Genomic DNA, 26,427 nt, shown 5'->3' with positions numbered 1-26,427 from the left:
TCGTGGACGCACCATCCGGCCTCACCGACGAGCAGGCCGCACGGGCCCTGGCCGAGCACGGGCCCAACGAGCTTCCCCAACCCCGTCCGCCGACGCTGCTCGGCCGCGCGTTACGGCAACTGGCCGACCCCTTCTCGATCATGCTGCTGCTCGCGGGGCTGGTCACCCTGCTCGTCCTGAGGGAGATCCCCGAGGGCGCCGCGATCGTGGCCATTCTGCTGGTCAACGTGATCATCGGAGTCAGCCAGGAGGCCAAAGCCGACCAGGCCGTCCGCGCACTGCGCACGCTCACCGCGCCCATGGCCAAGGTCCACCGGGCGGGCGTCACCCAGCGCGTCCCGGCCACCCAGGTCGTGCCCGGCGACCTGATCGAAGTCGCCGCCGGCGACCGGGTGCCCGCCGACGCCGCCGTGATCGACTCGGCCTCCCTCGGGGTGGACGAGGCGACGCTCACCGGCGAGTCCCGATCGGCCGCCAAGTCCCGCGACGGCGCCCACGGAGGCGACGTCCATCTCGGCGACCGCACCGGCGACCTGTTCTCCGGCACTCTGGTCGTCCGCGGCTCGGGCACCGCACGGGTCGAACGGACCGGGGCCCAGACCGAGATGGGCCGTATCGCCTCGGCGCTGGAGGGCCGGACCAAAGGCCCGCTGGAGATCGAACTCGCCCAGGTCTCGCGCCGCATCGGCCTCGTGGCGATCATCGCCGGAGTGGTGATGGTCGCCCTCGGCCTGACCCGGGTCGTCCGCGGCGAGGCCGCCCTGCTCGACATCATCCTGGCCGGCGTCGCGCTGGCCATCGCGGCAGTGCCGGAGAGCCTGGCCGCCGCGGTCACCACCGCCCTGGCGCTGGGGTCCCAACGCATGGCGGCCCTGGGCCTCATCGTCCGCCGGTTGTCGGCGATCGAGGCGCTCGGCGCCACGACCGTGATCGCCACCGACAAGACCGGGACGCTCACCACCGGCAGGCTCACCGTCGTCGACCACGTCAGCGTGGACGAGGACGGTCTGTGGGCGGCCGTCCTGCGTTGCAACGACGCCCGCGACGGGCTGGGCGACGGAGTCGACGTCGCCCTGGCGACCGCCGCGAACGAGCGCGGTGTACGGTTGCCGCCCGCCGAGACCCGGCTGGCGACCAGGCCGTTCGACGCCGAGACCCGCTCCATGGCCGTCGTCACCGACGGGCCGCTGCTGACCGTGAAGGGCGCCCCTGAAGTGGTGCTCGCCCGCTGCGCCCCCGGTCCCGACACGGAACGGCTGGTCCGGGCCGTGCCCGATCTCACCGGACGCGGCCTGCGCGTGCTCGCGGTCGCCCAGGACGGCACCACCGATCTGGACGCGGGCGGCCTGCGCCCGGTCGGGCTCCTGGGATTGCGCGACGAGATCCGCCCCTCGGCCGGGCAGGCCGTGGCCGACTGCCGGGCGGCCGGCATCCGCGTGGTCATGGTCACCGGCGACCACGCCGACACCGCTCGCGCCGTCGCCGAACAGGTCGGCATCCACGCCGACCCCGTCGTCACCGGCTCCGCCCTGACCGGGCCCGACCGCGCCGCCCGGCTCGTCGAGGCGGGCGTGATCGCCCGGGTGGACCCCGCCACCAAGCTGGACCTGGTCCGCGCCCTGCGCGAGCACGGCGAGATCGTCACGATGACAGGGGACGGCGTCAACGACGCCCCGGCGCTCCGGCACGCCGACGTCGGCGTCGCCATGGCCGGCGACGAGGGCACCGACGTGGCCCGCGAAGCCGCCGCCGTCGTGGTCACCAACGGCGAACTCGGCACCATCGTCATCGGCGTCCGCGAAGGACGCCGGTTACGCCACAACGTCCACTCGATGATCGGCTACCTGCTCGCCGGCAACCTGGCCGAGATCTTCCTGGTCCTGGTCGGCCTGCTGGTCTGGCCCGACCTGATCATCCCGTTGCTCCCCGTCCACCTGCTGTGGATCAACCTGGTCCTGGACGGCATCCCCGCCATCGCCCTCGGCGTCGACCGCCCGGCCGGCGACCCGCTGGCCCGGCCTCCTCGCCGTGACGGCCTGCTGGCCCGCCCCGTCCTGATCCGGATCGCCGGGCGCGCGCTGGTCGTCGGCGCCCTGGTCTTCGTAGCCGTCGAGATCGCCAGACGTCTCGGCTGGAGCGAGGAGCAGGTCCGTACGCAGGCGGTGCTGGCCCTGGTCTTCGCCCGCCTGACCCTCGCCTACGTCGCCCGCTCCCGCCGCTGGACGTTCGAACGCGGCTGGTGGCACGGCCGGGCCGTCCTGATCGCGGTGATCAGCGCGGCCGCGCTCCAGACGCTGGTGACCCTGGTGCCCGCCCTGGGCGCCCTGCTCGTCCTGGCCCCGCTCCCACCGATCGGCTGGCTCATCGCGGTCGCGGCCGCTGTGCTCACCCCCCTGCTGTGCGACCTGCCCCGCCTCCTGTCCAGAACTCGCTGGCCGCGACGGTGATGTGGGCGCTCATTCAGGGAGAACGGCCGACTAGAGGTGACCTTTGGCTCTGAGAAGGGCATCTCATGAGTACCAGGCTGAGCGGTATGCGATTCGATTCGGCGGGGATGCAGGTGCTCTCGCGGGAACAGTGCCTGTTCCTGCTGGCTCATTCGGCGATCGGGCGGGTCGTCTTCACCGATCAGGCGCTGCCGGCGGTGCAGCCCGTGACCTTCTGCCTCGACGGCGAGGACATCGTCATGCGGACGGCCCCCGGCTCCCGGCTCGCCGCCGCGACGCGGGACAACGTGGTGGCCTTCGAGGCGGACGACTTCGACGCGGCGCTGAGCACCGGCTGGTCGGTCTCGGCGATCGGCCGCGCCCGCGCCGCCGCCGAGCCGAGGGAGATCACGCGGCTCGGCCGGCTGCCGCTGAAGGTCTGGACGCCCGGCGGTATCGGGCACTTCATCGTGATGACCACCGACTGGCTCTCCGGGCGGCGCACCTCCGTCCCGGCGCTCTGAGTTCTCAGGTGAGCGGGACCGTCCACGACAATCGGGTCCCGCCCTCGGCAGGGGACTGCGCGGTGAAGGAGCCACCCCGTTGCTCCGCTCGTTCGCGCATGTTGCGCAGACCGCTTCGATGGCCGTCGCGGGGCATGCCGATGCCGTTGTCGGTGACGACGAGCGTGACCTGGCCGTCGCGCACCTCCACCAGCACTCCGGCCGCGGAGGCCCGGGCGTGCCTCAGAAGGTTGGACAGCGCCTCCCGCAGGACGGCGAGGAGCTGCTCGGCGACCGGTTCGGGGACCGTGTTGTCCAGCTGGCCCTCCATCAGCAGGCCGGGCATGAAGCCGAGGTGGCCGCGCGCCTCCTGTGTCAGGGCCGTGACCCGTGCGCGCAGGCCGGGGTCGGCGTCGGTGGGCGGGGTCTGCAGGCCGAAGATGGTGGAACGGATCTGGCGGATGGTCTGGTCGAGTTCGTCGATCGCGTGCCCTAGCCGCGCGGTGGCCTTCTCGCCGTCCACCGCCGGTCGGACGCTCATCAGCGTCATGGCGACGGCGAACAGGCGTTGGATGACGACGTCGTGCAGGTCCTTGGCGATGCGGTCGCGGTCTTCCAGCAGGCCCAGCCGCTCGGCGTCCGTGCGGGCCTCAGCCAGTTCCAGGGCCAGGGCGGCCTGCCCGGCGAAGGCGTGCAGCATGAGCAGTTCGGCCCGGCTGAAGGGAGTTCGGCCGATGCGCTTGAACACCGACAACACGCCCCGTACCGATCCGGGGGCGCCCAGCGGGACGGCCGCCTCCGGGCCCATGGTCAGATGATCGGCCATCACCTTGTGCAGGGCGCCGGCCGCCAGATCGGTGACCATGGACGGCTCGCCACTGCGGTAGGCGCCGCCCGCCAGCGACGTGTCGATCGGCGTCAAGGTGCCGACCAGGCGTTGCGCGCCAGGGCCGTCGGCGATCGTCACCTGGAGGAGGTCGCCGTCGGGGGCCGGCAGGAGGATGGCGGTGATGTCGGCGCCGGCCATCTGGCGGGCCCGGTGGGCGACCTCGGTGAGGACCTGCTGGACGTCCCGCCCGGACAGCAGGCTCGTGGTCACCGCGGCGGAGGCCTGCAACCAGGTCTCCCGGCTACGGCTCTCCTCGTACAGGCGGGCGTTGGCGATCGCGACGCCTGCGGCGGTGGCCAGGGCGATGACGATCGCCTCGTCCTCCTCGTCGAATTCCGCGCCGCCGCGCTTCTCGGTGAGGTAGAGGTTGCCGAACACCTCCTCGCGCACCTTGACCGGGACGCCCAGGAACGAGCCCATGGGCGGGTGGCCCGGCGGGAAACCGTGCGACTCGGGATGGTCGGAGATGCGGGCCAGGCGCAACGTCTGCGGCCGCTTGATCAGCAGGCCGAGCAGGCCCAGGCCGTGTGGCCAGTGCTCGATGGCGGCGATCTCCGACTGGCTCAGTCCGACGGGGATGAACTGGATGAGTGTGTCCCCCTCACCGACCACGCCGAGCGCGCCATAGGCCGCGTCGACCAACGTGGTGGCGGTCTCCACGATGCGGTGCAGCACGGTCTCCAGATCCAGGTCGCTGCCGACCAGGACGACGGCGTTCAGCAACGCGTGCACCCGGTCGCGGGTGGACAGCACCGCTTCGAGCCGGTCGCGCAGTTCCAGCAGCAGCTCACCCAGCCGCATGTCCGGAATCAGGCTGTGTGACTCGTCGGGGCTCATACGCGAAGTGTGGCACCCCTTCTAGCGAAACGATCCGGATCTGATAGTGGCTCTGAAGTCCCGGACTGCGCCGGAGGTGACGTGCGGTTTGGCGCACCCACGCCCGGTTCGCGGCTCGGTACCACCTTTCGGATTCCTCGCCGGCCTCGCGGAATCCATCGATCCTTTGATGGCCGTAGATGCTGCGCTTGCCCCATTCGTCCGTCGGGTAGATGGGGCGATGGTGATGCGCAACGAGGATCGCCGCATGACGTACAAGCGGTGTGGGTGCGCCGACAAGGCGACAGGTAAGCGGCTGGGCGGGCGATGTGGGCGGCTCGCCGAACCAGACCACGTTCGCGATTCAGGTGACGGATGTGTCCGGGCACCGCCGTAGGGTCCGCCATGGAGGCTTCCCGGACGAGTCCGCAGCCCGGCAGGCGGCGAGCGATCTGATCGCGTCGGGCCGGGATGCTCCGGTGACCCATGCGGCCTGGTGGCCGGCGTCCAGGAACCGGGCGACCATACGAGTGGCCAGCTCCGGCTTGGTGGCGAAGGTGGTTTCCTCGGCAAGGCCCGCGGCGCGGCAGCGGTCGGGGTCGGAGGTCCAGGAGCGCGGAACGTGGAGTTCCCGGTCCACTGCGGCGTGGCCGGGCTTGCCTGCGTAAACCAGGTAGACGGCGACTTGGGAGCTCTCGATCCGGCCGGCTGTACCGCGGTGTATTGGCGTTGGACGCCGACCGTGCCAGTGCCCTTCTCACATCGCCGGTCTCGTCGACGACCAGCACCGCCCGGTCATCGTGCAGGTGCTCCACCACGTAGCCGCACACGTCGTCGCGGACCTGATCGGCATTCCACTTGGCCCTGCCCAACAGGTGCTGCATGCCGTCCGGAGTGGTCTCGCCAGCCCACTCGGCGATGGTCCAGCAGTTCTTGCGCGGCAGGTCGGCCAATAGACCGAGCACCAACCGCGCCGCCCTGCGCCGGGGTTCGACCCGGGCGAAGCGCCCCGCGATCCGGCCCATCAGGCCTCGAACGCGTCCCGCCAACGGGCGGGTTCTATCCTGTGACCTGCGGCCACCGTCTCTTCGTCAGTCCACACAAACTCACGATGATCAACGGTTGCCGCACCCGTCTCCACAACGCGTCAGGGTCGCGCAGTTCCGCCTGCCGTCCTGAGTCAGGAGGACATGTGCAACGTGGCGAAGTCTGGTGGGTGGAGTTCGACGAGCGGCGGCTGGTCGTACTGCTGGCGGCAGACGACGCGTCCAGGATCCGGGCGATGCAGGTCGTCACTCCTGCTGGCGTCGACATCAGCGGTCTGGGCGTCGAAGTGCACGTAGGTGCCATGGAAGGACTGCCCTTTGAAGGCGTGCTGCGGTTCGCGTTCCCACGCCCGGGCTTCACCCCCTGCACGTGGCTGACCACCGTGTCCCAGGACGACCTGATCGAGCGGGCGGGCGTCCTGTCCTCCGCGAAGCTCAGCGAGATTGAGGACGCCCTCCGTCTCGGCGAACAGGCGAAGGAACGGACCCCGGCGACAACCGCGAAGCTCAGCGAGATAAGGGACGCCCTCCGTCTCGGTGAACTCGGGTAGGCGGAGAGGCGCCACTCACCATCGAGATCACAGCCAGGAGCAGGCCGAAGGTGTCGGTGGCGATGTGGCGTTTGCGGCCGACGATCTTCTTGGCGGCATCGAGGTCTCCTGGATCGAGACCCAAACCGGCCGGCGGCGCACGGAGGGCTGGTTCGTCACCACCCCCCCGGCCGACCCGCACAACGAATGGCGTCTCTACACCGTCATCGACCACCCGGCCACCGAACTGTCCGACCGCATCTACCAGCGCACCGGCCCGATGACCTCCTCGGAGAAGCAGCGCTGCCGCAGCGACCGCCCGACTACTTCCACACCTGTCGGCGCGGACACCCCCGCGGGCATCAACCCGGTTCGCACTCCCTGACCGTTCAGGTCCACACACGCGCGGAGAAGGAACCCTGACCACCGGCCTCCCGCTGGACTGAATCGGCTGGATCGTCCAGCCGGCGGGAGCCGGATGGACCTGATGCCGCCTATCACCAGATGGGGTGTTCCTTCGGAACGTGTACCTCCGGGAATGAAGAAACCCCGGTCCGCCGACCGGGTCCTTGTAGGCGACGCGCACATGCTTACGAGGACCCGGAGCCGTTCCACCAGCAACAACCACAAAGATGTACATGGTCCTGGGCGAAGCGCGCAGTCCCCCCGAGCGAAGCGAGCTCGATCCGAGCGGAGCGAGGCCTTGCCAGGGAGCGCGAGGGGCGGAGCCCTTCGCAAGGAGCGAAGCGACCCGGAGCGCAGCGACGCCGGGACGCGTACGCGGCCAGGGGGAGCGCGAGGGGGCGAAGGCCCCCTCGCATCGGGGGGTTCGGGGGGTCGTCCCCCCGGGTTACGCGAACGCCCACGTAAAGATGTGCAAGGCTCCGTCGTCGGAGGGGCCGAATGTGATGCTCTTCAGCTTCTTCGCCGGGTTCAGTGTGATCGGCTGGGCCGCGAACACGTTCGCCGGGATGGGCTGCATGGCCCACGAGCCGCCGTACAGCCGGTAGGGGCTGGAGGCGATGATCTCGTTGCCGTACTGGGGGGAGCCGCCGCCGAAGTCGAGCAGCCAGTCGCTCATGCCCAGGCTGGCGATGGTCGTGGTGCCGTCGGTGTAGGTGATGGTCGCGTCCACCTCGGGGTAGCCGCCGGTGCCGGCGCCGAGGAAGGCGATCTTGGTGGCGCCGGTGGGGGCCGTGACGTCCAGGGGTTTGACGCCGGGCAGGATGTCGTCCCACTCGCCGGGGCTGCGGTTCGGCCAGGTGAACGTGAAGCCGTTCCAGTCGACCGTCGCGCCGGGGGTGAGGCCGGCCGCGCCGAGCGCCTGGGTGGAGTAGCTGAAGTTCGCGCCGTCCACGTTGGCGCTGCCGGGTTTGGTGTCGTCGCCGATGCTGGCGTTGTTGTGGTGCCAGGCGGGGGTGCCCGGCCTGGCCACGTTCAGCCGGATGCCGGCGCCGACCTGGCCGGAGCCGATGATCGGGATGCTGATCGTGCCGAGCGGGGTGCCGGCGGGCACGGTCACCGTGATCCGCCGCGAGGCGGCGGCGCCGGCGGCCGGGGTGAGGGTGCCGCTGATCGGGGTGACCGAGATGCCCGGCGGGGGTTTGGCCTCCCAGCGCACCGACGCGCCGGTCTGGCCGGTCGCGCGTGCCGTGATCGTGGTCTCGAACGTCCTGCCGGGTTCGACCGGGCCGCTGCCCGGGTTCAGGCCCAGCAGCACCGGCTTGGCGCCCTCGTTGAAGGCGGGCGGCGCGTCGGCGGGGGCCGAGCCGAACGTGGTGTTCGGGACGGTCGAGGTGGTGAAGTCGAGCCTGCCGCCGCGCTGCGCGATCGTCTCGGGCAGCCACGCCTTCGTGGTGGCCACGCCGTTGACCTTCAGGGTCTTCACGTAGCGGTTGGCGGAACCCGGCGCGTTGACGACCAGGTCGCCGGCCGGGCGCTTGATCGTGATCGTGTCGAACAGCGGCGTGTTGACCAGGAGTTCGGCGCGGCCGGGGATCGCCGGGAACAGGCCGATCGCGGACCAGACGTACCAGGAGCCCATCGCGCCGAGGTCGTCGTTGCCGACCAGGCCGTCGGGGGCCGAGGAGAACAGCTCCTTCTGGATCCGCCGGACCAGATCCTGGGTCTTGTACGGCCGGCCGGCCCACGCGTACAACCACGGTGTGGCGGCTGACGGCTCGTTGCCGAGGTAGGCGTACGGCTGGTTCGGGCCCGCGTTGAGGACTTTGAAGAAGTCGTCCAGGCGGGCGGCCGCCGCCGCGTTGCCTCCCATCGAGTCGAACAGGCCGCGGACGTTGTGCGGCACCAGCCAGTGGTACTGCGCGCCGTTGCCCTCGATGTAGGAGTTCATCGTGGCCGGGTCGAACGGCGACCGGAACGCGCCGTCGGCCATCTTCGGCTGGATCCAGGTGTTGGCCGGGTTGAAGGTGGTCTGCCAGGCCTGGGCGCGCTTCATGAACTCGCCCGCCAGCGCGGTGTCGCCCAGGCGGGCGGCCAGCTGGGCGATGCCGAAGTCGGCGATGCCGTACTCAAGTGTGGTCGAGGGGTCCATCGGGACGTAGCCCTTGGCCATGAAGTCGGCGTTGCCGGGGCGCTGGTCGTAGCCGAGCTGCGGGTGGCCGATGTCCTTGGGGCCCACCCGGCGGGCCGACGCGGCCATCGCGTCCAGGGCCTTCGGGGCGTCGAAGGCGCGGGCGCCGAAGGCGTACACGCTGGACAGGATCGAGTGGAACGGGTCGCCGACCATGACGCCGGTGATCGCGTTCTGGTGTGACCAGCGGTCCCAGACGTTGCCGACCGACTGGGCGTTGTCGTACATGGACTGGGCGATGTCACTGGCCACGTCCGGGGCGAGCAGGGCGAGGAGCTGGACCTCGGTGCGGTAGATGTCCCAGCCGGAGAACGTCGCGTAGTGGTGCTTTCCGGGCGCGACCTTGTAGGTCTGGCCGTTCATGCCGGTGTAGGTGCCGTCCACGTCCTCGAAGACGTAGGGCTGGAGCAGCGCGTGGTAGAGGTTGCTGTAGAAGGTGCGCCGCTGCTCGTCGGTGCCGCCGCCGATCCGCACCTGCCCCAGCCTGGTGTTCCAGGCGGCCCGTGCCTTCGCGGCGACCTGGTTCACGTCGTCCTGGCCGATCTCGGCCGCCAGGTTGTTCTTCGCGCCGGCCAGGCTCACGTAGGACAGACCGACCCGCATCTGGACCGGCCTGGCGGGATCGAACTCCAGGTACGCGCCCGAGCCGGGCCCGTTCACCGAGATGTCGCCGGGGGTGACCACTTCGGCGTTGGCGACCTTCGCCTCCGAGGCGTTCCGCACGGCCGCGCCTCCCGGCGTGACGGTGCCGTCCTTCCAGGTGCCGTAGCCGAGAATCGGCTGGTCGAACGTGGCGTGGAAGTACACCTTGTACCGCATCGGCGGGCCGCAGAAGCCGCCGGTCTGCACCCAGCCGGTGACGGTGTTGCCGCTGATCCTGGTCTCACCGTCGTCCACGCCGTTGACCGAGCCGCTGGTGTTCAGCAGGAGCGTGCCCGGCTTGCCGGCCGGGAAGCCGAAGCGGGCCACCCCGCCGCGCGTGCTCGCCGACAGCTCGGTCTTGACGCCGGTGTCCAGGACCGAGCTGTAGAAGCCGGGGGCGGCCTTCTCGTTCTCGTGCTTGAACGTCTGGACGTAGTCGGCGCCGTGGGTCGCGGGCGACCGGCCGATCCGGCCGGAGATCGGGATCACGGGGAAGTCCTGGGCGCCGGTGCACCCGGGGCCGGAGATGTGGGTCATCGAGAAACCGCGCAGGCGGTTGTCCTCCCACGCGTAGCCGCCCCCGGCGTTCTCCATCGTGTCGGGGCTCCACTGCATCATGCCGAACGGCACGACCGCGCCGGGGAAGTTCATTCCCGCGCCGCCGCCGTGCCCGAAGTCGGCGTCGCCCGCTTTGGTGCCGAGGAACGGGTTGACCAGTGCGGCCACGTCGCTGACCGGGGCGGGCACGGTGTCGGCCACCACGCCCGCCGGCAATGCCATCGCCGCCAGAAGCGCGGCGATCGTCGGTGCTGACCATATGGACAAAGTGCCCTCCATCGTTCAGGTGATCACGACGAGAAAACGGGGATGTGAGATGACGCGTCAATTGGCAGAAATGGCGGTCACAAGTTGCCAATAGACGTTTGCGCTGGTCACAGGCTTGCGAACCGGGATGGCCGAAAATAGGGGTTGGCCGCCGCAGGCACGGCTGGGCACATTCGGCGAAATACCTCTGAGGGAATCGGGGTTCGCGGATGACCACCATGCCGATCGTCGAAATCGAGATGGATCACCGGGCTCCTTCGGTCCGGCTGGCCCGGCTGCTCGACCCCGGTTCGGCGGTGCCGTTGCACGCCGACGACGACAGTGGAGTCCAGGCAGTGTGCGGGCGGGTGGACGGTTCGGTGGTCGTCGCGTACTGCACCGACGCGACCCTGATGGGCGGCGCGCTCGGGGGAGCGGGCGCGGAGCGCGTCGTCGAGGCCATCGGCGCGGCCGAACGGCTCGGCTGCCCGGTGATCGGGCTGTGGCACTCGGGCGGGGCGCGCCTGGCCGACGGTGTCGAGTCGATGCACGGGGTGGGGCGGATGTTCGCGGCGATGACCAGGGTGTCCGGGGTGATCCCGCAGATCTCGGTCGTCCTGGGTCCCGCCGCGGGAGCCGCCGCGTACGGGCCCGCGCTCACCGACATCGTGATCATGGCCGAGGACGCGCGGATCTTCATCACCGGTCCTGAGATCGTCCGCAGTGTCACGGGGGAACGCATCGACATGGCCGGGCTCGGGGGTCCCGAGGCGCACGGCCCCAAGTCGGGGGTCGCGCACCTGGTCGCGGACGGTGAGGACGAGGCGTACGAGCAGGCGCGCCGGCTCACGGGCATCTTCACCCGGCCCGGGAGTTTCGATCTCGGCGCGCTCGCCGAGAGCCGCGACCTGGCCGCGATCCTGCCCGACTCGCCGCGCCGCGCGTACGACGTCCGGCCGCTCGTGCGCGCGATCGTCGATGAGGGATTCCTGGAGCTGCAGCCGCGCTGGGCCGGCAACATCCTCGTCGGCCTCGGCCGGTTGGGCGGGCGTTCGGTGGGCGTGCTGGCCAACAATCCGATCCGTAAGGGCGGGTGCCTGGACACGCTCTCCGCGGAGAAGGCGGCCCGGTTCGTGCGGATGTGCGACTCGCTCGGCGTGCCGTTGGTGGTGGTGGTCGACGTGCCCGGATATCTGCCCGGGGTCGCCCAGGAGTGGGACGGTGTCGTCCGGCGTGGCGCGAAACTGCTGCACGCCTTCGCCGAATCGGTGGTGCCCCGGGTGACCCTGATCACCCGCAAGTCGTACGGTGGCGCGTACATCGCGATGAACTCACGCTCCCTCGGCGCCACCGCGGTCTTCGCGTGGCCGAACGCGGAGGTCGCGGTCATGGGGGCCGAGTCCGCCGTCGGCATCCTGCACCGCAAGGCGCTGGCCGCCGCGCCCGAGGACGAGCGCGCGGACCTGAAGGCGCGGCTCACCCAGGAGCACCTGCGCGTCTCCGGCGGAGTCGAACGGGCGCTCGCGCTCGGCGTCGTCGACGAGGTCATCTCGCCCGACACCACCCGGTTCCGCCTGGCGGAGGCCCTGGACCGGGCCCCTTGCCGGCGCGGGCGGCACGGCAACATCCCGTTGTGAGTCATCCGATGCGCGCGAGGCTGGCCGGCAACTCCGTACGGCCGGACACGTTCAGCTTGCGGAAGACGCGGGTCAGGTGTTGCTCGACCGTGCTGACGGTGATGTACAGCCGGGTGGCGATCTCCAGGTTCGTGTATCCCTCGGCGGCCAGTTGCGCCACCCGGCGTTCGGCGTCGCTGAGCTGACCGGGCACGTTGGCCGCCGGATCGTCCCGGCCGGCCAGGGCCCGGGTGAGCGGCTCGGCGTGGCACTCCTTGGCCATGGCGCGGGCGCGCTGCTTGAGCATCCCGGCTTTGCGGTGTTCGCCGATGGCGTGGTAGGCCTCGGTGAGGTCGGACAGCAGGCGGGCGTACTCGTAGCGGTCGCCGCCCTCCTGGAGCGGGTCGGCGGCCTGGCGCAGGAGCGACGGGCGCTGGTCGACCTCGCTGACGGCGGCCAGCAGGCGTAGCGCCGAACCGCGGACCCGCTGGGACCGGGGTCCGCAGCGGGAGAGCTGCTCGTTCACGAGCCGCCTGGCCTTCTCTTCCTCACCCAGCGCGATCAGGGCTTCGGCGGCGTCCAGGCGCCACGCGATGAAGCCGGGGGCGTCCAGGTCCCATCGCGTCATCAGCTCGCCGCACAGCTGGAAGTCCCGCAGGGCCTGGCCGGGACGGTCGGCCGTCAGGTTGAGACGGCCCTTGCCCCGCAGGTACTGCAGGCCGTACCGGGTCTCCAGCATCGCCTCGGGGACGGGCAGGTTGAACTCGGGCAGGAAGTCGTCGAGCCGGCCCATCGCGGCGCCGGCCAGCAGCAGGGTGCCCAGCGGCCCGCCCACGGCCACCCCCCAGCTCCCGGCGGGGATGATCTCCAGGGCGCGCCGCGCGTCCCGGGCCGCCGCGGCCAGGTCGCCCTCCCGGAGACGGATCTCGGCCCGGATGGCGGACAGGCGGGCCTGGCGGCTGGGCGCACGCCGGGCTTCGGCCTCGGCGATGAACGCGTCACACCACGGGGCGGCCCGGCCGGGGCGGTCGGTGTAGGTCAGGGCCAGCAGCGCCGTCTCCACCGTGTCCATGGTCACCTCGTCGAGGCGGCAGCCGCGCAGGATGTGCTCGGCGGCGGCCATGGTCTCGTCGCTGGGGCCGCCGGTGAGGACGTCGGCGAGCACGTCGGCGGACTGGATGCGGCGGCCGACGCCGGGGGCCGGGGCGGACGGGACGCCGACCTCCGGCAGGTGCGGCAGGAACGACGGGTAGAGGGCGCGGAACCACGGGCGGGCGGCGGCGAGCTCGGAGGCGGTCTCCCGGTCGGGTTCGCCGAGTTCACGCAAGCGGTCCAGGACGTCCAGGGCGTCTCTGGTGTGGCCGTGCCAGAGCAGCGCCTTGGCCAGGACGACGGTCTCGCCGCCGCCGAGGTGGCCCTTGTGCAGGGCGTCGGTCAGCCCGGCCAGGTGGCCGGCGGGCGTGCCGGGGTCGATCCGCCATTCGGCCCGGACCAGCGCGGTGCCGATCCTGGCCCGGCGGCGCTCGTCGTCGCAGGCGCGCCAGGCCAGCCTGAGGTACTCGATCGCGGACTCCACGCCGTCATCGCGGAGGGCGAGCCTGGCCGCCTCCTCCAGGGCCGACAGCGCCCACGGGTCGCCCGCGTGGCTGGCCTGGAGAAGATGGCCGGCCACGACGTCGGCCGACGCGCCGTCCCGGTGGGCCAGTTCGGCGGCGCGGCGGTGCAGGTGGATGCGGTCGGCGGCGTCCAGTTCGGCCAGGACGGCCGAGCGCGCCGCCTCGTGCCGGAACCGGCCGCCGTCCAGCAGCCCGGCCCCGGCCATCGCCTGCAGCGACTTGGAGACGACGGCCTCGCTCTCGCCGAGGCCGAGCAGGCGGCTGATCGAGCCGGGCTCGCCCAGCACCGCCAGGCCGTACGCCGCCTCCTGGGCGCACGGCCCCAGCCTGCGCACGCACGCCAGCACCGCCTCGCCGTAGCGGTCACCGGGGGCGCCGGTGACCTGGAGGTCCTCCAGCAGGGCGTCGACGAGCAGCCGGTTGCCGCCGCTCAGCGTGTGGACGAGCTCGCCGAACCGGTGGGCGGCGTCCTCGCCGAGCCGGGCGTCGACGCCCTCGCGGGACAGGTGGGTGAGTCGTACCGGACGGCAGTGCGGCTGCCTGAGCACCTCGGTGTGGAAGAGGGTGCGCAGGTGGGTGCTGTGGTCGGGGGTGCTGAACACCAGCATGACGTTGGCGAACCTCATCCGCCTGGCCAGGTAGGCCAGGCACAGCTGTGAGGCGCGATCGGCGTGGTGCACGTCGTCGACCGTGATCACCAGCGGGCAGCGCCCGGCCAGTTCCAGCAGGACCACGCAGAGGGCGTCCACGATCTGCGCGTCCACGTGCTCGATCGACTCGGCGCCCGCGTCGCCGGCCAGCTGCCTGCGGGCACCCTCGTGCAGGAGGCCGAGCATGGCGGCCCGTTGCTCGGCCGGCAGCGGCGCGTGGTGCAGTAGCTGGGACAACACGCCCAGCGGCAGGCCACTCTCGGCCGGCGAACCGGTGGCCGTCAGCGGCAGCGCGCCCTGGTCGAGGGCGTGCTCGGCGATCAGGTACAGCAACTCGCTCTTGCCGGTCGCCACCGCGCCGGTGACCATCGCGATCCTGCCCTTGCCCGCGACCGTCTCGGCCAGCAGCACCCGCAGGGTCGCCATGCCCTCATGTGTGTCGTCCACCGTCGTTCCCCTCTGGTCAGTGCCCGGCGGCGGCCAGGTGAGCGTCCAGATGGCCGTCCCTGGCGAGCCGGCCGGCGGCCGCGCGGACCGCGGAGAAGGCCGCCGCCGCGACGTCCCTGTCGATGCCCGCGCCCCAGGCGACCGCTCCGCCGCTGCGGCACTCGGCGTAGATCACGGTCTCGTCGCCGGACCTGACCGCCTGGTCCGGGGTGAGATCGTCGTTGTCGAGCGGCCGTCCGGTGTGGTGCACCACGTCGACCCGGATGCCCCACGGGCTCAGCACCGAGCCGAGGGCGCCGAACGCGTCGGCCTGGTCGCCGCCGACCTCGAACCCGCCGTCCACGTGCAGGGTCGCCGCGAGCGGTTCGCGGCCCACCGGGAGCGGGCCGGTCGGCTCGCCGTGGTGGAGGTACTCCTCGGAGAACAGGGCGCCGATCCGGTTCGGGCTCAGTTCGCCGCCGGTCGCGTCGGCGTGCCGCTGCACCCGGGCGGACAGGTCGGCCGAAAGGCCGCGCGGCAGGTTCAGGCCGTGCCAGGCGCTCATCACGTAGGCCACGCCGCCCTTGCCGGACTGGCCGTTCACCCGGACCACCGCCTCGTACGTGCGGCCCACGTCCTTGGGATCCACCGGCAGGTACGGCATCCGCCACGGCAGCGCGTCGGGGGGCGTCCCCGTTTCCGCCGCCTGCCGGACGCGGGCGTCGAAGCCCTTCTTGATGGCGTCCTGGTGCGACCCGGAGAACGCGGTGTAGACGAGGTCGCCGCCGTAGGGGTGGCGGGGGTGGACCGGCAGCCCGGTGCACCGCTCGACCGTGCGCCGGACCGCGTTCATCTCCGAGAAGTCGACGCCGGGGTCGACGCCGTGGCTGTACATGTTCATCGCGAGGGTGACCAGGCAGACGTTGCCGGCGCGTTCTCCGTTGCCGAACAGGCAGCCCTCGACCCGTTCCGCGCCGGCCAGCAGGGCCAGCTCGGCGGAGGCGACCGCGGTGCCCCGGTCGTTGTGGGGGTGCACCGACAGGCAGACGTGCTCGCGCCGGGACAGGTTGCGGTGCAGCCACTCGATCTGGTCGGCGAAGACGTTCGGGAGCGACCGCTCGACCGTCGTCGGGAAGTTCAGGATGATGCCGCGCCCGCGTTCGGGCTGCCAGACCCGCATGACGGCCTCGCACACCTCCAGGGCGAAGTCGGCCTCGGTCTCGTTGAACAGTTCGGGGGAGTATTGGTAGGCCAGGTCGCAGTCGGGCAGCATCCGCTCGGCGTGGCGCATCATCGTCCGGGTGCCCTGGACGGCCAGGTCGCGCACACCCGCCCGGTCCAGGTTGAACACGGTGCGGCGGAACAGGGGGGAGGTCGCGTTGTAGATGTGCACGACCGCGCGGCGCGCGCCCTTCAGGGACTCCACGGTGCGCCGGATCTGGTCTTCACGGGCCTGGGTGAGCACGGTGATCGAGACGTCGTCCGGGATCCGGTCGCGTTCGATGAGCATGCGCACGAAGTCGTAATCGCTCCGGCTGGCCACCGGGAAACCGATCTCGATCTCCTTGTAGCCGATCCCCACGAGAAGTTCGAACATCAGGAGTTTCCGCTCGGGTGTCATCGGATCGGCGAGTGACTGGTTGCCGTCCCGCAGGTCGGTGGAGAGCCACCGCGGCGCGGTGATGATCCGGTTTCCCGGCCACGTGCGATCGGTCAGAACAAGGGGGGTGAATCCGGAATAACGCTCGACACCCTTCATCGTCGTATTTCCTTTCCTGTATGACTCCCGGGGGGTGGATCGGGCTCGGAGAAGAAGGAGCCCGGCGGTCTGACCTGTGCAACCGCCTGTGGGGGAACGTCATCGGCGGGCGAGCTCTCGAATAACCTTCAGCAAGCACAGGAGCTTGATATGCGGCATGGGGTTGCCTAAGATTGGACTTGTTGAAAGTTGTACGATCCCTATTCCGCTGGCCTCAAGCTAATAGGGGGCGCCGTGACCCGGCAAGTAGGGGTGTCGGCAGTTCGGGGAAATTAGCCCTGAGGGGTAAGGGGAGGTATCTAAAGTTGTATTCCCCCCTGCAACTCTCGGATTATCCCCCTTAACCGGGCTTCGATTCCGGCGTAACAATCCGGTCATGGCGAGCACCTGGGTATCGGGCCGGGCATCCGGACCTTCCACCCTCAGACGCACGACGAGAGCGCTGCGGTTCTGCGCGATCGAGGCCCGGCCGGCCGTGCTGGCCGTGTCCATGCTGAGATTCCTGGCGGGGGCGACGCTGGCACTGCCGGTCGCCGTCGCCGCCGACCCGGCGAAGGTGCTGCAGGGCGCCGCCGCCTGGGTGTTGTCGATCTTCGCGATCTACGTGGGCAACGGCGTCTCGGACGTCCACGAGGACCGGGTCAACGGATCCCGCCGGCCGATCGCCCGCAATGACCTGGACCCGCGCACGGCGACCGCGGCGGCCGCGGTCACCGCGGCCCTGTCGCTGGTGGCGACCGCCGGGCTGCCCGCCGCGATGACCTGGGTCATCGCGGCCAACCTGATCCTCGGTTACCTGTACTCGGGCGCGCCGTTCCGCCTGAAGCGGCGCTCCGGCGGCACCGTCGCGGTGCTCTGCGGGTCGGGGCTGCTGGCCTACTGGGGCGGGTTCACCGTGGTCGTCAATGGGGCGGACGGGGCCACGCCGCTCACCCTGATCATGTTCGCGACGGCCGCGACCTGCTGGATGACGCTCGTCGGCATCCCGGCCAAGGACCTGTCCGACATCGAGGGGGACGCCGCCGCCGGTCGGCGCACCATCGCGGTGATCTGGGGCGCGCGGGTGGCCAGGAATGTCATGTCAGCCGCCGCGCTGCTCCTGGCAGGGGCATTCTGGGTGGCCAGTGTGGCGCTCTCGGTGCCGCTCGCCGAGACCGCGCTGGCCATGTTCGCCGGAGCGGTGGCGGTCACCCTCGCGGGACGCACCGCGGACGCCGACGCCGCCCGGCTGCGGCGGCGCAGACCTTACCGGGCCTTCATGGCGACGCAATACGTGGTTCACATTACTGTTCTGTCCTCTAATATTGGGAAGGATATGTTGCTTTTGTGACGTATGTGAGAGAATGAGGGCTCTCGCGCGTCCCAAATCGAGAGGGACTTCCTTGGGTGCTGATTTCGGGGCGGAGAGCGATCCGGCTAGATTCGTGGATGCGTGCCGGGCCGAAATCCTTGAGGAATTCGAGTCGGAGCTGCACTCCACCGGCAACGCGCTCTCCACGGATCCGAACGCGGTTCGCCAGGCTCTTATGACGGCCCAGTACGTTCTCGACGACGTGGCCGCGACACTACGCACCGGAAAAGTGCAGGTCAACGAACTCTATAAGTTTCACGCCTGGGAAGTCGGCACCAGCAGGGCGGCTTCCAGCGTTCATCCGAAGGCATCTCTTGAGGCGGGCTCACTTTTCTTCAGGTCCGCGCTGACACATCTGGCACGGCAAATTGCGGCCGGTTCCGACAGCCCTACCGATGTCTTCGCGTTGGCCGCCACCGGCATGGAGGAGAGCCTGTCGCGCCGGGTCAGGGAGGCCTCCGAGAGCTACCACGGGTTCCTGCTCAACCAGGTCCAGCAGGTGCAGGAGGAGGAGCGCCGCCGGATCGCGCGCGATCTGCACGACCGGATCGGTCACGGCGTCAGCGTCGCGCACCAGCAACTCGCGCTGTCGGAGCTGCACCGCGGCACCGACCCCGCCAGGGCGGCCGTCAAGATCGGGGTCGCCCAGCAGGCGATCCAGGAGGCGATGGAGAACCTCCGCCAGATCACCTCCGAACTGCACCCGCAGGTGCCGGTCAAGAGCCTGGAGAAGGCGCTGCTCAGGTTCCTCGAAGCGATCGAGGACGACGGGGTGTCGGTCGGTCTGGACGTGAACGGCGACGAGTCGTGGGCCGAGCCGCGCGTCCTGGACGAGTCCTTCCTGATCATCCGCGAGGCGACCAGGAACGCGCTGACCCACGGCGGGCCGTCGGTGATCCTGATGCGGGTCGACATCGCCCCGCACGAACTCCAGGCGTTCGTGCAGGACAACGGCCGGGGCTTCGAGCCGTCCCGGGTCCGGGGCCGCGGCGTGGGGCTGACCTCGATGCGTGAGCGGGCCGAGCTGCTCGGCGGCCGGCTGACGATCACCAGCGCCCCGGGCAGCGGCTGCCGGGTCGACCTGTCCATCCCACTCAAGAGGCAGACCCGTGAGCACGACGAGCTCTAGCGGGAAGATCTCGGTCGCGCTCGTCGACGACCACGCCCTGTTCCGCGAGGGCCTGCGCGAGATCCTCGAATCCACCGCCAACCTGGTCGTCGCCGGCGAGGCGGGCAACTCCTCCGACGCCGTACGGCTCGTGCGGGACACCCGCCCGAACGTGGTGCTGCTGGACGTGGAGATCCCCGGCGACGATGTGCTGGAGACCGTCACCCGGATCCGGACGTTCTCGCCGTCCACCCGGATCATCATCCTGAGCATGTACGACGGCCCGCACCTTCTCACCCGCCTGCTGGCGGCCGGGATCAGCGGCTACCTGCTCAAGAGCATCCACCGGCACGAACTGCTCGCGGCCGTCCGCAGCGTGCACGAGGACCCGGGCCGGGTCGTGCTCGCCGTGTCCCGCGCCAGCCTGGCCCAGGTGGAGGGCCCGCAGGCGGGGGTGCTGACCGACAAGGAGAAGGAGATCCTGCAACTGGCCGCGCAGGCGCTGAGCAACCTCCAGATCGCCCGCCGGCTCGGGCTGGCCGAGGCGACCGTCAAGCGGCACATGCGGAACATCTTCGTGAAGCTCAACGCGGTCTCCCGGATCGACGCGGTCAACAAGGCGATGGCCGCGTCGCTGATCCCGGCTCAGAGCAGGAGAGACTCGGACTGATCCGCCGCCCCGGGCGGGAAGATCCGGCTGAGCTCGTCCCGGATGTCCGGGTCGAGTCTCACCTCGGAGGCGGCGAGGTTCATCTCCAGATGCACCTCGTCGCGGGTGCTCGGCATCGGGACGACATGGTCGCCCTGGGACAGCAGCCAGCCGAGCGCCAGCCGGCCCGCGCCCAGGTCCAGCCGGGCGGCGACATCCTCGACCGCACGCAGCGGGTCAAGGCCGCGGCGCAGGTCGGCGGGGTGGAAGCGGGGGTCGCGGCGCCGCCAGTCGCCGGGCGTCAGCTGGTCGGCGGAACGGATGCGGCCGGTGAGGAAACCCCGGCCGACCGGGCGGGCGGCCACCACGCTGACACCCAGCCGCCGGGCCTCCGCCAGCAGGCCGGGCTGGGCGCGCAGTCCCCACAGCGAGTACTCCACCGCGAGCGCGGCCACCGGATGGACGGCGTCGGCCTCGCGGAGCTGCCGCAGCGTCCCGTCGGACAGGCCGACATGGCGGACCTTCCCGGCTCTGACCAGGTCGGCCAGCCCGGACATGCTCTCCTCGACCGGAGCGTCCCGGTGGGGGGATCGCAGGTAGTAGAGGTCGATGGCGTCCACGTCGAGGCGTTTCAGCGACGCCTCGCACGCCTGCGCGGTGCCGTTCCCGCGGGTGCAGACCACGATCTCCTCGCGGCGGCTCGCGACCGCCCGGCCGACCAGGCGCTCGACCTGGCCGTCGTCGTACAGGTCGGCGGTGTCGACGATGCTGACGCCGGCGTCCAGCGCGCGACCGATCAGGTTGAGCGCGCCGCCGGGATCCACCGACCCGTACGCCCCGGACAGGGCGAGGGTGCCGAGCCCGATATTGGAGATCACCGGGCCGTCCCGTCCGAGTCTGGTGTAACGCAATTTCCCCCCTCGGCGTCCCGATCGTTATCTTGTTGACAGCCTTGTGTCGGTCAAAGTCAGGTCAAAAGCGTACAGTGACGGTTCGCCCCCTGCCGGTTTACCGGAGAAATAGGGGAATCCCAATCGGGCGGCGGGGTAGGGGGTAGCAGGGGGTTGCTAGGGGTGCCGGGACGGCGGGGCCGCTCATTAGGTTCGGAGGTAGTGGATGCCCTGCCAGTAATCTGCGCGGGAGAGATTCTTAAAATGGCTCGATATCATCTCTTCATTTTTCCTCCGTGTGACCGCGGTGAGATTGTTTACATTCCCGGCGATTTATGGGCCCGATGATGGACGACGGTTTCAGATTCCGGGTGCTCGGCCCCATGCAGGTCCTGCGGGACGGCGCGGAGCTGCGGATCTGCGCCAGCCGTGAGCTGGCGATACTGGCCAGCCTGGTGCTCAACGCGGGCCGCGCGGTCAGCGTCGACCGCCTGATCGAGACCGTCTGGACGGAGTGCGCGCCCCCCAGCGCCCGCCGCCAGATCGCCATCTGCGTGTCCCGGCTCCGCCGCATCCTGGGTGCCGGCGTGATCGAGACGTCCAGCCCCGGCTACCTGATCCGCCCGGCTCCCGACAGCATCGACTGGCTGCGCTTCCAGTCCCTGGTGGCCCGCTCCCGGGGCGAGGCCGCGGGCAAGAACCGGGAGGAGGCGGTCCGGCTGCTGCGGGAGGCGCTCGCGCTCTGGCGTGGGAACCCCTTCGAGGACATCCGGGGCCTGCGCTACGACGTGGCCCGGATGGAGGAGTCCCGGCTGGAGGCCGCCGAGGCCTGCCTGGAGCTGGAGATCGAGCTGGGCCACCACCACCAGGTGATCCCCGAACTGCTGGCGCTGGTCGCCGAGCACCCGTTCCGTGAGCGGGTCAGGGCCCAGCTCATGCTGGCCCAATACCGGGCTGGCCGGCGCGCCGACGCGCTGCGCACCTACCAGGAGACCCGCCGCTACCTGCGCGACCAGATCGGCCTGGAGCCCGGCCCCGCGCTGCGCCACCTGCACGAGCGCATCCTGCGCGACGAGTCCGGCCTGATGCGGCAGCCCGCGCACCAGGCGGGAATGGTCGTGCCGTCTCAGCTACCGCCCCGGGTCGTGCCGTTCGTCGGACGGCGGGAGGAACTGGCCGCGCTGGACGCGGTCCTGCGGCCCGACCCCGAGATGGCGTTGCCTGGCACGACCGTGCTGAGCGGCCCGGCCGGCATCGGCAAGACCGCGCTGGCGCTGCGGTGGGCGCACGACAGGGCCGACTGGTTCCCCGACGGTCACCTGTACGCCGACCTGGAGGAGACCGAGCCCGCCGCCGTGCTGGGACGGTTCCTGCGCGCGCTGGGTGTGCCCCGCGCCGACATCCCCGCCGACCTTGACGAGAAGGTCGCGCTGTTCCGCAGCTGGACGGCCCGCCGCCGGATGGTCGTGGTGCTCGATCGGGCCGCGGACGCCGCCCAGGTGCTGCCGCTGCTGCCCGGCGGCGCGAACTGCCGGGTGATCGTGACCAGCACCGACCCGCTCGACGAACTGGTGGCCCGGCAGGGCGCGCACCGCGAGTTCGTCCGGCCGCTCGCCACCGAGGCCGCCAGGGAACTGGCCGGTCTGCTGGCCGGCCCGGCCGGGGCGCAGGCCGTGACGGATCTGCTGGCGCGCTCCTCCGGCAATCCGCTGCGGTTGCGGATGGGGGCCGCCCGGATCGGCTCCCGGGCGGTGTCGGTCACCAGGTCGGTCACGACGTCGGTCACGACCGGGTCAGGATGACGTCGAGCGCCTTCTCCAGTTCGGCGTGGTCGGCGCCGCGGGTACGCCAGCCGACATGGCCGTCGGGGCGCACCAGGACCGCGCCTTCCCGGCCGACGCCGTACGCCTCGGCCCACTCCGCCGAGTCGATCTCCACGACCTTCACCTCCGAAGCCGCGGGCGCCGCCGCCCATCCGCTGCCCGTCGCGGTGAGCAGCGTGAACGTCGGGCCGAGCAGGTCGAGCGTGGACACACCGGGCGCCACCCAGACGTGCGGGGCGCGGTGACCCGGGCGGGCGGTCGGCACATACGTCCGGTACGGATCGGCCGGCGCGGGCTCCGGCGTGCCGTCCGGGATGACGGCGGCCGAGTCGTAGTGGAAACCCAGCACCAGTCCCTCCGACCCACGCCGTCCCGCCTGCTGCTCGATGGCCTCGTGCATGGACAGCCGCCCGGCCATCATCTGGAACGTGATCATGGCGTTGACCAGGCTCTCGTCCACGGTGCGCACCGCGATCGGGCGGCGTTCCTCCGCGTAGGTGTCCAGCAGTCGCGGGCCGGCCTCGCCGCGCAGGACGGCGGCCATCTTCCAGGCCAGGTTGTGCGCGTCCTGGATGCCGCAGTTCATGCCGAACCCGCCCTGTGGGGTGGCCACGTGCGCGGCGTCCCCGGCCAGGTAGACGGGGTCCCTGGCGAACTCGGCGGCGACCACTGCCTGCTGGAGCCAGGGCATCACGCCGACGATGTCGACCGGGTGGTCGGGGATGCCGATCGCCGAACGTACGGCGGCCAGGCAGTACTCCTCGGTGAAGTCGTCGGCGCTGCCGCCCCCGGCGGGGTCGTACCCGGTCTGCATGATCCAGCGGCGGCGGTTGTCGACCGCCTCGATCGCGCCGCCCGGGGTGCTGCGGACGAAGGAGAGGGCGGCGCGGCGGCCGGGGGGCAGGAAGTCGAAGTCGGCGTCGAACATGATGCTGACCATGTGCCCGAGCGGGGGCGGGCCCTCCACGGCGATGCCGAGCCGCTCGCGGATCGTGCTGCGGCCGCCGTCGGCGGCGATCAGGTAGCGGGCCCTGACCCGGGTGGCGACCCCGCCGGCGACCGCCGTCGCCACGACCCCGTCACGGTCGATCCGCAGGTCGGTCATGGTGGTGCCGAAGCGCACGTCAGCGGCTGACGCGGCGACCCTGCGCATGATCACTTCGAGGATGTCCTGGGAGCACAGATAGGTGTAGGTCGGGCTCTGCGCCGCGTCCTCCGCGATGGCCGCCGCCTTGCGCAGGTAGTCGCCGGCGCTCAGCGAGGTGCCGACGCCAACCGCCAGCACGTCCTCGCGCGGCATGCCGGCCCGCTCCACCTCCTCCTGGATGCCCCAGGAGCGCAGGATCTCCATCGTCCGGGTGGAGACGAGCCGCGCTTTCGGGAAAAGAGATGTATCCGGATGTTTTTCAACAAGTAACGAAGATATTTCGTGCCGGGACAACTCGATGGAAGCCGCCAGCCCGACCGGGCCGCCGCCCACGATCAAAGTATCGACGTTCTCGACGCGTGGTTCATCCACGGAGCCAGAATCATATATCCAATTAATGCACGTCAATCCCTGGATAACTCGGTGATACAGGCGTGATATCGCCCCTTAGTAGCTTGATTCTTGAAGTTGCAGACTATTTCCAAGTGTGATTGTCGAATCCCCGCGAATCTGGAGACGATGATGCTCTTTGCCGAAGGCTCCGTGGCCCTGGTTACGGGTGGCTCCCGCGGAATCGGCCGGGCCGTCGCGCTCGACCTCGCCGCCGAGGGCGCGCACGTAATCGTCAACTACGCCCGCTCCGAGGCGGACGCCAAGGAGGTCGTCACCCTCATCGAGGAGCGGGGTGGCGCCGCGACGGCCGTACGCGCGGATGTCACCGACGAGGACGCGGTGCGGGCGATGTTCCGCGAGATCCGCGCCGTCCGGGGCCGGCTGGACATCCTGGTGACCAGCGCCGGCATCACCCTGGACCGCTACCTCGTCGCGATGAACCTGGAGCAGTTCCGCACGCCGATGGACGTCAACATGGTCGGCACGTTCCTGGCCTGCCGGGAGGGCCTGCGGCTGATGCAGCACCAGCGCCGCGGCGCGATCGTCACGCTGTCCTCCACCAGCGGCCTGGACGGCGGCTTCCCCGGCCAGACCAACTATGTGGCGTCCAAGGGCGCGATCATCGCGTTCACCCGGGCGCTGTCCAACGAGGCCGCCCCCCACGGGGTGCGCGCGAACGTCGTCGCGCCCGGTTTCGTCGCCACCGACATGACCCGCAAGGTGCCCGCCGAGATCAGGAAGCAGTACGAGTCCCGCATCCGGCTGGGCCGGATGGGGCGGCCCGAGGAGATCGCCTCGATCGTCAGCTTCCTCGCATCCGACAAGGCGTCCTACATCTCCGGCTCTGTCGTGGTCGCCCACGGCGGCGGCCTCGGCTGAAGAACCCAACCTGGAGGACAGATGACCATCGACGAGCTACGCGCCAAGGCCGCCGAGCGTCAGCAGACGTGCGGCCAGATCAAGAAGATGATCGTGTCCCGCCTCGACCTGGAGGTCGAACCCGACTGGATCACCGATGACCAGCCACTCTTCGGGCGCGGCCTCGAACTCGACAGCCTGGACGTGCTGGAGCTGTACGTCGCGATCGAGGCCGAGTTCGGGGTGGCCCTGTACGACAGCGACATGGCCGTCTTCGGCTCCATCTCCCGCCTCGCCGACGAGGTCAATCCGCGGCTCAGGGTGACCGCATGACGATCGTGGCGGCGGCCCCCGTCACCGGGCTGAGCAACGACCAGATCCGCGAGGTGCTGCCGCACCGCTGGCCGATGCTGCTGCTGGACCGGGTCGGCAAGGTCGAACCCGGCGTGAAGGGCACGGCGACCAAGAACGTCACCGGCACCGAGCTGTGGTTCCAGGGCCACTTCCCGACCGAGGCGGTGCTGCCCGGCGTGGTGATGATCGAGGCCATGGCGCAGCTCGCCGGCCTGGTCTTCGCCCTGGCCGGGGCCAGCCGGATCAGCTACCTGGCCGGGGTCAGGTCGATGCGGTTCCGCCGCCCCGTCGTCCCCGGCGACCGGCTCACCCTGACCGCCGAGCGGACCGGCGGCGGCGCGGGCTTCGCCGAGTTCCGGGTCTCGGCCCGGGTCGACGGCCAGGTCGCGGCCGAAGGAATCCTCACGATCGTCGATCCGGCGGGCAACGCCGCCGAGCGAAAGGTGTGACCCATGACTACCCCCCTCGCGCACACGCACCCCGGGGACACCGTTTACGGCCAGGTCGGCGACGCCACCGTCCCGCTCCGCTTCACCGACCTGTCGGCCGAGTACAAGGTGCTCAGGGAACGGGCGGTGGCGCTCGACCTGGGCGGGCACACGCTGATCGAGATCAGCGGTCCCGCCGCGGTGGACTTCGCGCAGCAGGTGCTGGCCCGCGACGTCGAGTACCTGACCTCGGAGCGCTGCATGATGAGCCTGGTGCTGGACGACGACGGGCGGGTCGTCGACCAGGTCCTGGCGTTCGGACGGGAGGACGGGCTGCTGCTGGAGAGTTCGGTCGGGGCGGGCACCCGGCTGCTCGAGCATCTGCGGGCCCTCGACATCGAGGACGTGGAGATCGTCGACCGTTCCGCCGACCTGACCGTGATCGGTCTCGAAGGCCCGTACGCGTGGGGCGTGGTCGGCCGCCTGATCGACGGTGAGCTGGCCTCGCTGCCCTTCGAGGCGGTGTCGGACACCGTGTGGAACGACGTCGAGATCATCTTCGCCCGGACCGGGTTCACCGGCGAGTACGGCTACCAGATGATCGTGCCGGTCGAGTCCGCCGCCGACCTGTGGGAGGCCACCCTGGAGCACGTCACCCCCTCCGGGCAGGAGGCGCTGGAGCTGGCCATGCTGGAGGTTCGCCAGCCCATCCCCAGGCTGGAGACCACCGGCGACGTCAACGTGATCGAGATCGGTGCCAACTGGCTGGTCGACGTCACCAAGGACGAGTTCGTCGGCAAGGAGGCCGTGCTCGCGGCGTTCGAGTCCCGGCAGGGCCGCAGGACCGTCGGCTTCTCCGGCGGCGACACCGTGCCCGAGCCGGGCGCGCGCGTCCTGGCCGGTGGCGAGGACATCGGCGAGGTGGTGTTCGCGGTCCGCAGCGTCGGCCTCGGCACGACGCTCGGCCTGGCCAGGGTGGAGGCCGGGCTGGCCGCCGCCGGGCTGGAGCTCACCGTGGAAGGCGCCGGTGTGACCACGCTGACCAGCCCTTACATCGTGCCCAAGAGCTGGAGCATTCCGATCATCTGATCGGTTCCGCCAGGTAAGGAG

The 26,427-nt window shown here is 70.7% G+C and carries 19 protein-coding genes and 2 pseudogenes; 13 read left to right on the top strand and 8 right to left on the bottom strand.

Annotated features, from left to right (window positions below; genetic code table 11):
- The first annotated feature begins 2 nt into the window (after positions 1-2).
- Together AW272_RS26080 and AW272_RS26075 are read left to right on the top strand one after the other, a co-directional pair.
- The gene (locus tag AW272_RS26080) at positions 3-2,447 is read left to right on the top strand and encodes a cation-translocating P-type ATPase (protein ID WP_245657729.1); all 2,445 of its coding nucleotides are present in this window, start codon (positions 3-5) and stop codon (positions 2,445-2,447) included.
- A gap of 86 nt (positions 2,448-2,533) precedes the next feature.
- A complete protein-coding gene (locus AW272_RS26075; RefSeq protein ID WP_157518771.1) occupies positions 2,534-2,950 on the top strand; it encodes a pyridoxamine 5'-phosphate oxidase family protein in 417 nt (138 codons plus the stop codon).
- Positions 2,951-2,954: 4 nt separating this feature from the next.
- Here the strand turns inward: AW272_RS26075 and AW272_RS26070 are convergent, their stop codons facing one another.
- On the bottom strand, positions 2,955-4,655 hold the full coding sequence (locus AW272_RS26070) for a sensor histidine kinase (protein WP_066370249.1): 1,701 nt from the start codon (positions 4,653-4,655) through the stop codon (positions 2,955-2,957).
- Between the two features lie 454 nt (positions 4,656-5,109).
- Positions 5,110-5,715, bottom strand: a pseudogene (locus AW272_RS41020) (IS701 family transposase); the annotation flags it as partial.
- A gap of 111 nt (positions 5,716-5,826) precedes the next feature.
- On the opposite strand from AW272_RS41020, the gene AW272_RS26065 reads away from it, so the two are divergent.
- Complete coding sequence (locus AW272_RS26065) at positions 5,827-6,231, top strand: putative type II toxin-antitoxin system PemK/MazF family toxin (protein ID WP_066370247.1); 405 nt, start codon at positions 5,827-5,829, stop codon at positions 6,229-6,231.
- A gap of 4 nt (positions 6,232-6,235) precedes the next feature.
- On the opposite strand, the pseudogene AW272_RS46325 reads toward AW272_RS26065, so the two are convergent.
- Positions 6,236-6,331, bottom strand: a pseudogene (locus tag AW272_RS46325) (IS5/IS1182 family transposase); the annotation flags it as partial.
- On the opposite strand from AW272_RS46325, the gene AW272_RS43515 reads away from it, so the two are divergent.
- The gene (locus AW272_RS43515) at positions 6,296-6,595 is read left to right on the top strand and encodes a hypothetical protein (RefSeq protein ID WP_066370243.1); all 300 of its coding nucleotides are present in this window, start codon (positions 6,296-6,298) and stop codon (positions 6,593-6,595) included. The pseudogene AW272_RS46325 and the gene AW272_RS43515 overlap by 36 nt on opposite strands.
- Before the next feature lie 465 nt (positions 6,596-7,060).
- On the opposite strand, the gene AW272_RS26055 is transcribed toward AW272_RS43515, so the two are convergent.
- On the bottom strand, positions 7,061-10,270 hold the full coding sequence (locus AW272_RS26055; RefSeq protein WP_245657728.1) for a GH92 family glycosyl hydrolase: 3,210 nt from the start codon (positions 10,268-10,270) through the stop codon (positions 7,061-7,063).
- A gap of 218 nt (positions 10,271-10,488) precedes the next feature.
- Here AW272_RS26055 and AW272_RS26050 point away from each other — a divergent pair, with 218 nt between their 5' ends.
- Positions 10,489-11,886: an acyl-CoA carboxylase subunit beta gene (locus AW272_RS26050; RefSeq protein WP_245657727.1), complete on the top strand. Its 1,398-nt coding sequence runs from the start codon at positions 10,489-10,491 to the stop codon at positions 11,884-11,886.
- 1 nt (position 11,887) lies between these two features.
- Here AW272_RS26050 and AW272_RS26045 read toward each other — a convergent pair whose 3' ends face one another.
- Positions 11,888-14,578, bottom strand: a complete 2,691-nt coding sequence (locus AW272_RS26045) for an AAA family ATPase (protein ID WP_245657726.1) — start codon at positions 14,576-14,578, stop codon at positions 11,888-11,890.
- 16 nt (positions 14,579-14,594) lie between these two features.
- A complete protein-coding gene (locus AW272_RS26040) occupies positions 14,595-16,316 on the bottom strand; it encodes a 2-isopropylmalate synthase (protein ID WP_066370235.1) in 1,722 nt (573 codons plus the stop codon).
- Positions 16,317-16,692: 376 nt separating this feature from the next.
- Here AW272_RS26040 and AW272_RS26035 point away from each other — a divergent pair, with 376 nt between their 5' ends.
- The 3 genes from AW272_RS26035 to AW272_RS26025 all read left to right on the top strand — a co-directional run bounded on the left by AW272_RS26035 (position 16,693) and on the right by AW272_RS26025 (position 19,445).
- Positions 16,693-17,646, top strand: coding sequence for a UbiA family prenyltransferase (locus tag AW272_RS26035; RefSeq protein WP_066370233.1), 954 nt, complete (start codon positions 16,693-16,695; stop codon positions 17,644-17,646).
- Between the two features lie 427 nt (positions 17,647-18,073).
- Positions 18,074-18,796, top strand: a complete 723-nt coding sequence (locus AW272_RS43510) for a sensor histidine kinase (protein ID WP_066370231.1) — start codon at positions 18,074-18,076, stop codon at positions 18,794-18,796.
- Positions 18,777-19,445: a response regulator gene (locus AW272_RS26025; protein ID WP_066370228.1), complete on the top strand. Its 669-nt coding sequence runs from the start codon at positions 18,777-18,779 to the stop codon at positions 19,443-19,445. The genes AW272_RS43510 and AW272_RS26025 overlap by 20 nt, the downstream gene beginning before the upstream one ends.
- On the opposite strand, the gene AW272_RS26020 is transcribed toward AW272_RS26025, so the two are convergent.
- The gene (locus tag AW272_RS26020) at positions 19,421-20,335 is read right to left on the bottom strand and encodes an aldo/keto reductase (protein WP_066370223.1); all 915 of its coding nucleotides are present in this window, start codon (positions 20,333-20,335) and stop codon (positions 19,421-19,423) included. The two genes, AW272_RS26025 and AW272_RS26020, sit on opposite strands and share 25 nt — an antisense overlap.
- A 326-nt stretch (positions 20,336-20,661) precedes the next feature.
- Between AW272_RS26020 and AW272_RS26015 the strand changes: the two genes are divergently transcribed.
- Positions 20,662-22,116, top strand: a complete 1,455-nt coding sequence (locus tag AW272_RS26015; RefSeq protein ID WP_083958690.1) for an AfsR/SARP family transcriptional regulator — start codon at positions 20,662-20,664, stop codon at positions 22,114-22,116.
- Here AW272_RS26015 and AW272_RS26010 read toward each other — a convergent pair.
- The gene (locus AW272_RS26010) at positions 22,097-23,656 is read right to left on the bottom strand and encodes an FAD-dependent monooxygenase (protein WP_083958670.1); all 1,560 of its coding nucleotides are present in this window, start codon (positions 23,654-23,656) and stop codon (positions 22,097-22,099) included. The genes AW272_RS26015 and AW272_RS26010 overlap by 20 nt on opposite strands.
- Positions 23,657-23,803: 147 nt before the next feature.
- Between AW272_RS26010 and fabG the strand changes: the two genes are divergently transcribed.
- From fabG to AW272_RS25990, 4 genes are read left to right on the top strand one after another with little or no spacing between them, the layout of a single operon-like run.
- Positions 23,804-24,556: a 3-oxoacyl-ACP reductase FabG gene (gene fabG / locus AW272_RS26005; protein WP_245657725.1), complete on the top strand. Its 753-nt coding sequence runs from the start codon at positions 23,804-23,806 to the stop codon at positions 24,554-24,556.
- A 21-nt stretch (positions 24,557-24,577) separates the two neighbouring features.
- Positions 24,578-24,868, top strand: a complete 291-nt coding sequence (locus AW272_RS26000; protein ID WP_066370219.1) for an acyl carrier protein — start codon at positions 24,578-24,580, stop codon at positions 24,866-24,868.
- Positions 24,865-25,338: a 3-hydroxyacyl-ACP dehydratase FabZ gene (gene fabZ / locus AW272_RS25995; protein WP_066370217.1), complete on the top strand. Its 474-nt coding sequence runs from the start codon at positions 24,865-24,867 to the stop codon at positions 25,336-25,338. Before AW272_RS26000 ends, fabZ begins: the two co-directional genes overlap by 4 nt.
- 3 nt (positions 25,339-25,341) lie before the next feature.
- A complete protein-coding gene (locus AW272_RS25990; RefSeq protein WP_066370216.1) occupies positions 25,342-26,406 on the top strand; it encodes a glycine cleavage T C-terminal barrel domain-containing protein in 1,065 nt (354 codons plus the stop codon).
- The last annotated feature ends 21 nt before the right edge of the window (positions 26,407-26,427 follow it).

Origin of the sequence: Herbidospora mongoliensis (genome assembly GCF_001570545.1) — a bacterium.
GTDB classification, from domain to species: domain Bacteria; phylum Actinomycetota; class Actinomycetes; order Streptosporangiales; family Streptosporangiaceae; genus Herbidospora; species Herbidospora mongoliensis.
Note: the sequence above shows the minus strand (reverse complement) of the source record. Positions and strands in the feature narration are given on the sequence as shown.

Bases quoted from the DNA above. Each gene is read 5' to 3' on its own strand.
- fabG (WP_245657725.1), top strand. From the start codon at position 23,804: ATGATGCTCTTTGCCGAAGGCTCCGTGGCCCTGGTTACGGGTGGCTCC.
- AW272_RS26040 (WP_066370235.1), bottom strand. From the start codon at position 16,316: ATGAAGGGTGTCGAGCGTTATTCCGGATTCACCCCCCTTGTTCTGACC.
- AW272_RS26050 (WP_245657727.1), top strand. From the start codon at position 10,489: ATGCCGATCGTCGAAATCGAGATGGATCACCGGGCTCCTTCGGTCCGG.
- AW272_RS26015 (WP_083958690.1), top strand. From the start codon at position 20,662: ATGGACGACGGTTTCAGATTCCGGGTGCTCGGCCCCATGCAGGTCCTG.
- AW272_RS26035 (WP_066370233.1), top strand. From the start codon at position 16,693: ATGGCGAGCACCTGGGTATCGGGCCGGGCATCCGGACCTTCCACCCTC.
- AW272_RS26070 (WP_066370249.1), bottom strand. From the start codon at position 4,655: ATGAGCCCCGACGAGTCACACAGCCTGATTCCGGACATGCGGCTGGGT.
- AW272_RS26075 (WP_157518771.1), top strand. From the start codon at position 2,534: ATGCGATTCGATTCGGCGGGGATGCAGGTGCTCTCGCGGGAACAGTGC.
- fabZ (WP_066370217.1), top strand. From the start codon at position 24,865: ATGACGATCGTGGCGGCGGCCCCCGTCACCGGGCTGAGCAACGACCAG.
- AW272_RS25990 (WP_066370216.1), top strand. From the start codon at position 25,342: ATGACTACCCCCCTCGCGCACACGCACCCCGGGGACACCGTTTACGGC.
- AW272_RS26000 (WP_066370219.1), top strand. From the start codon at position 24,578: ATGACCATCGACGAGCTACGCGCCAAGGCCGCCGAGCGTCAGCAGACG.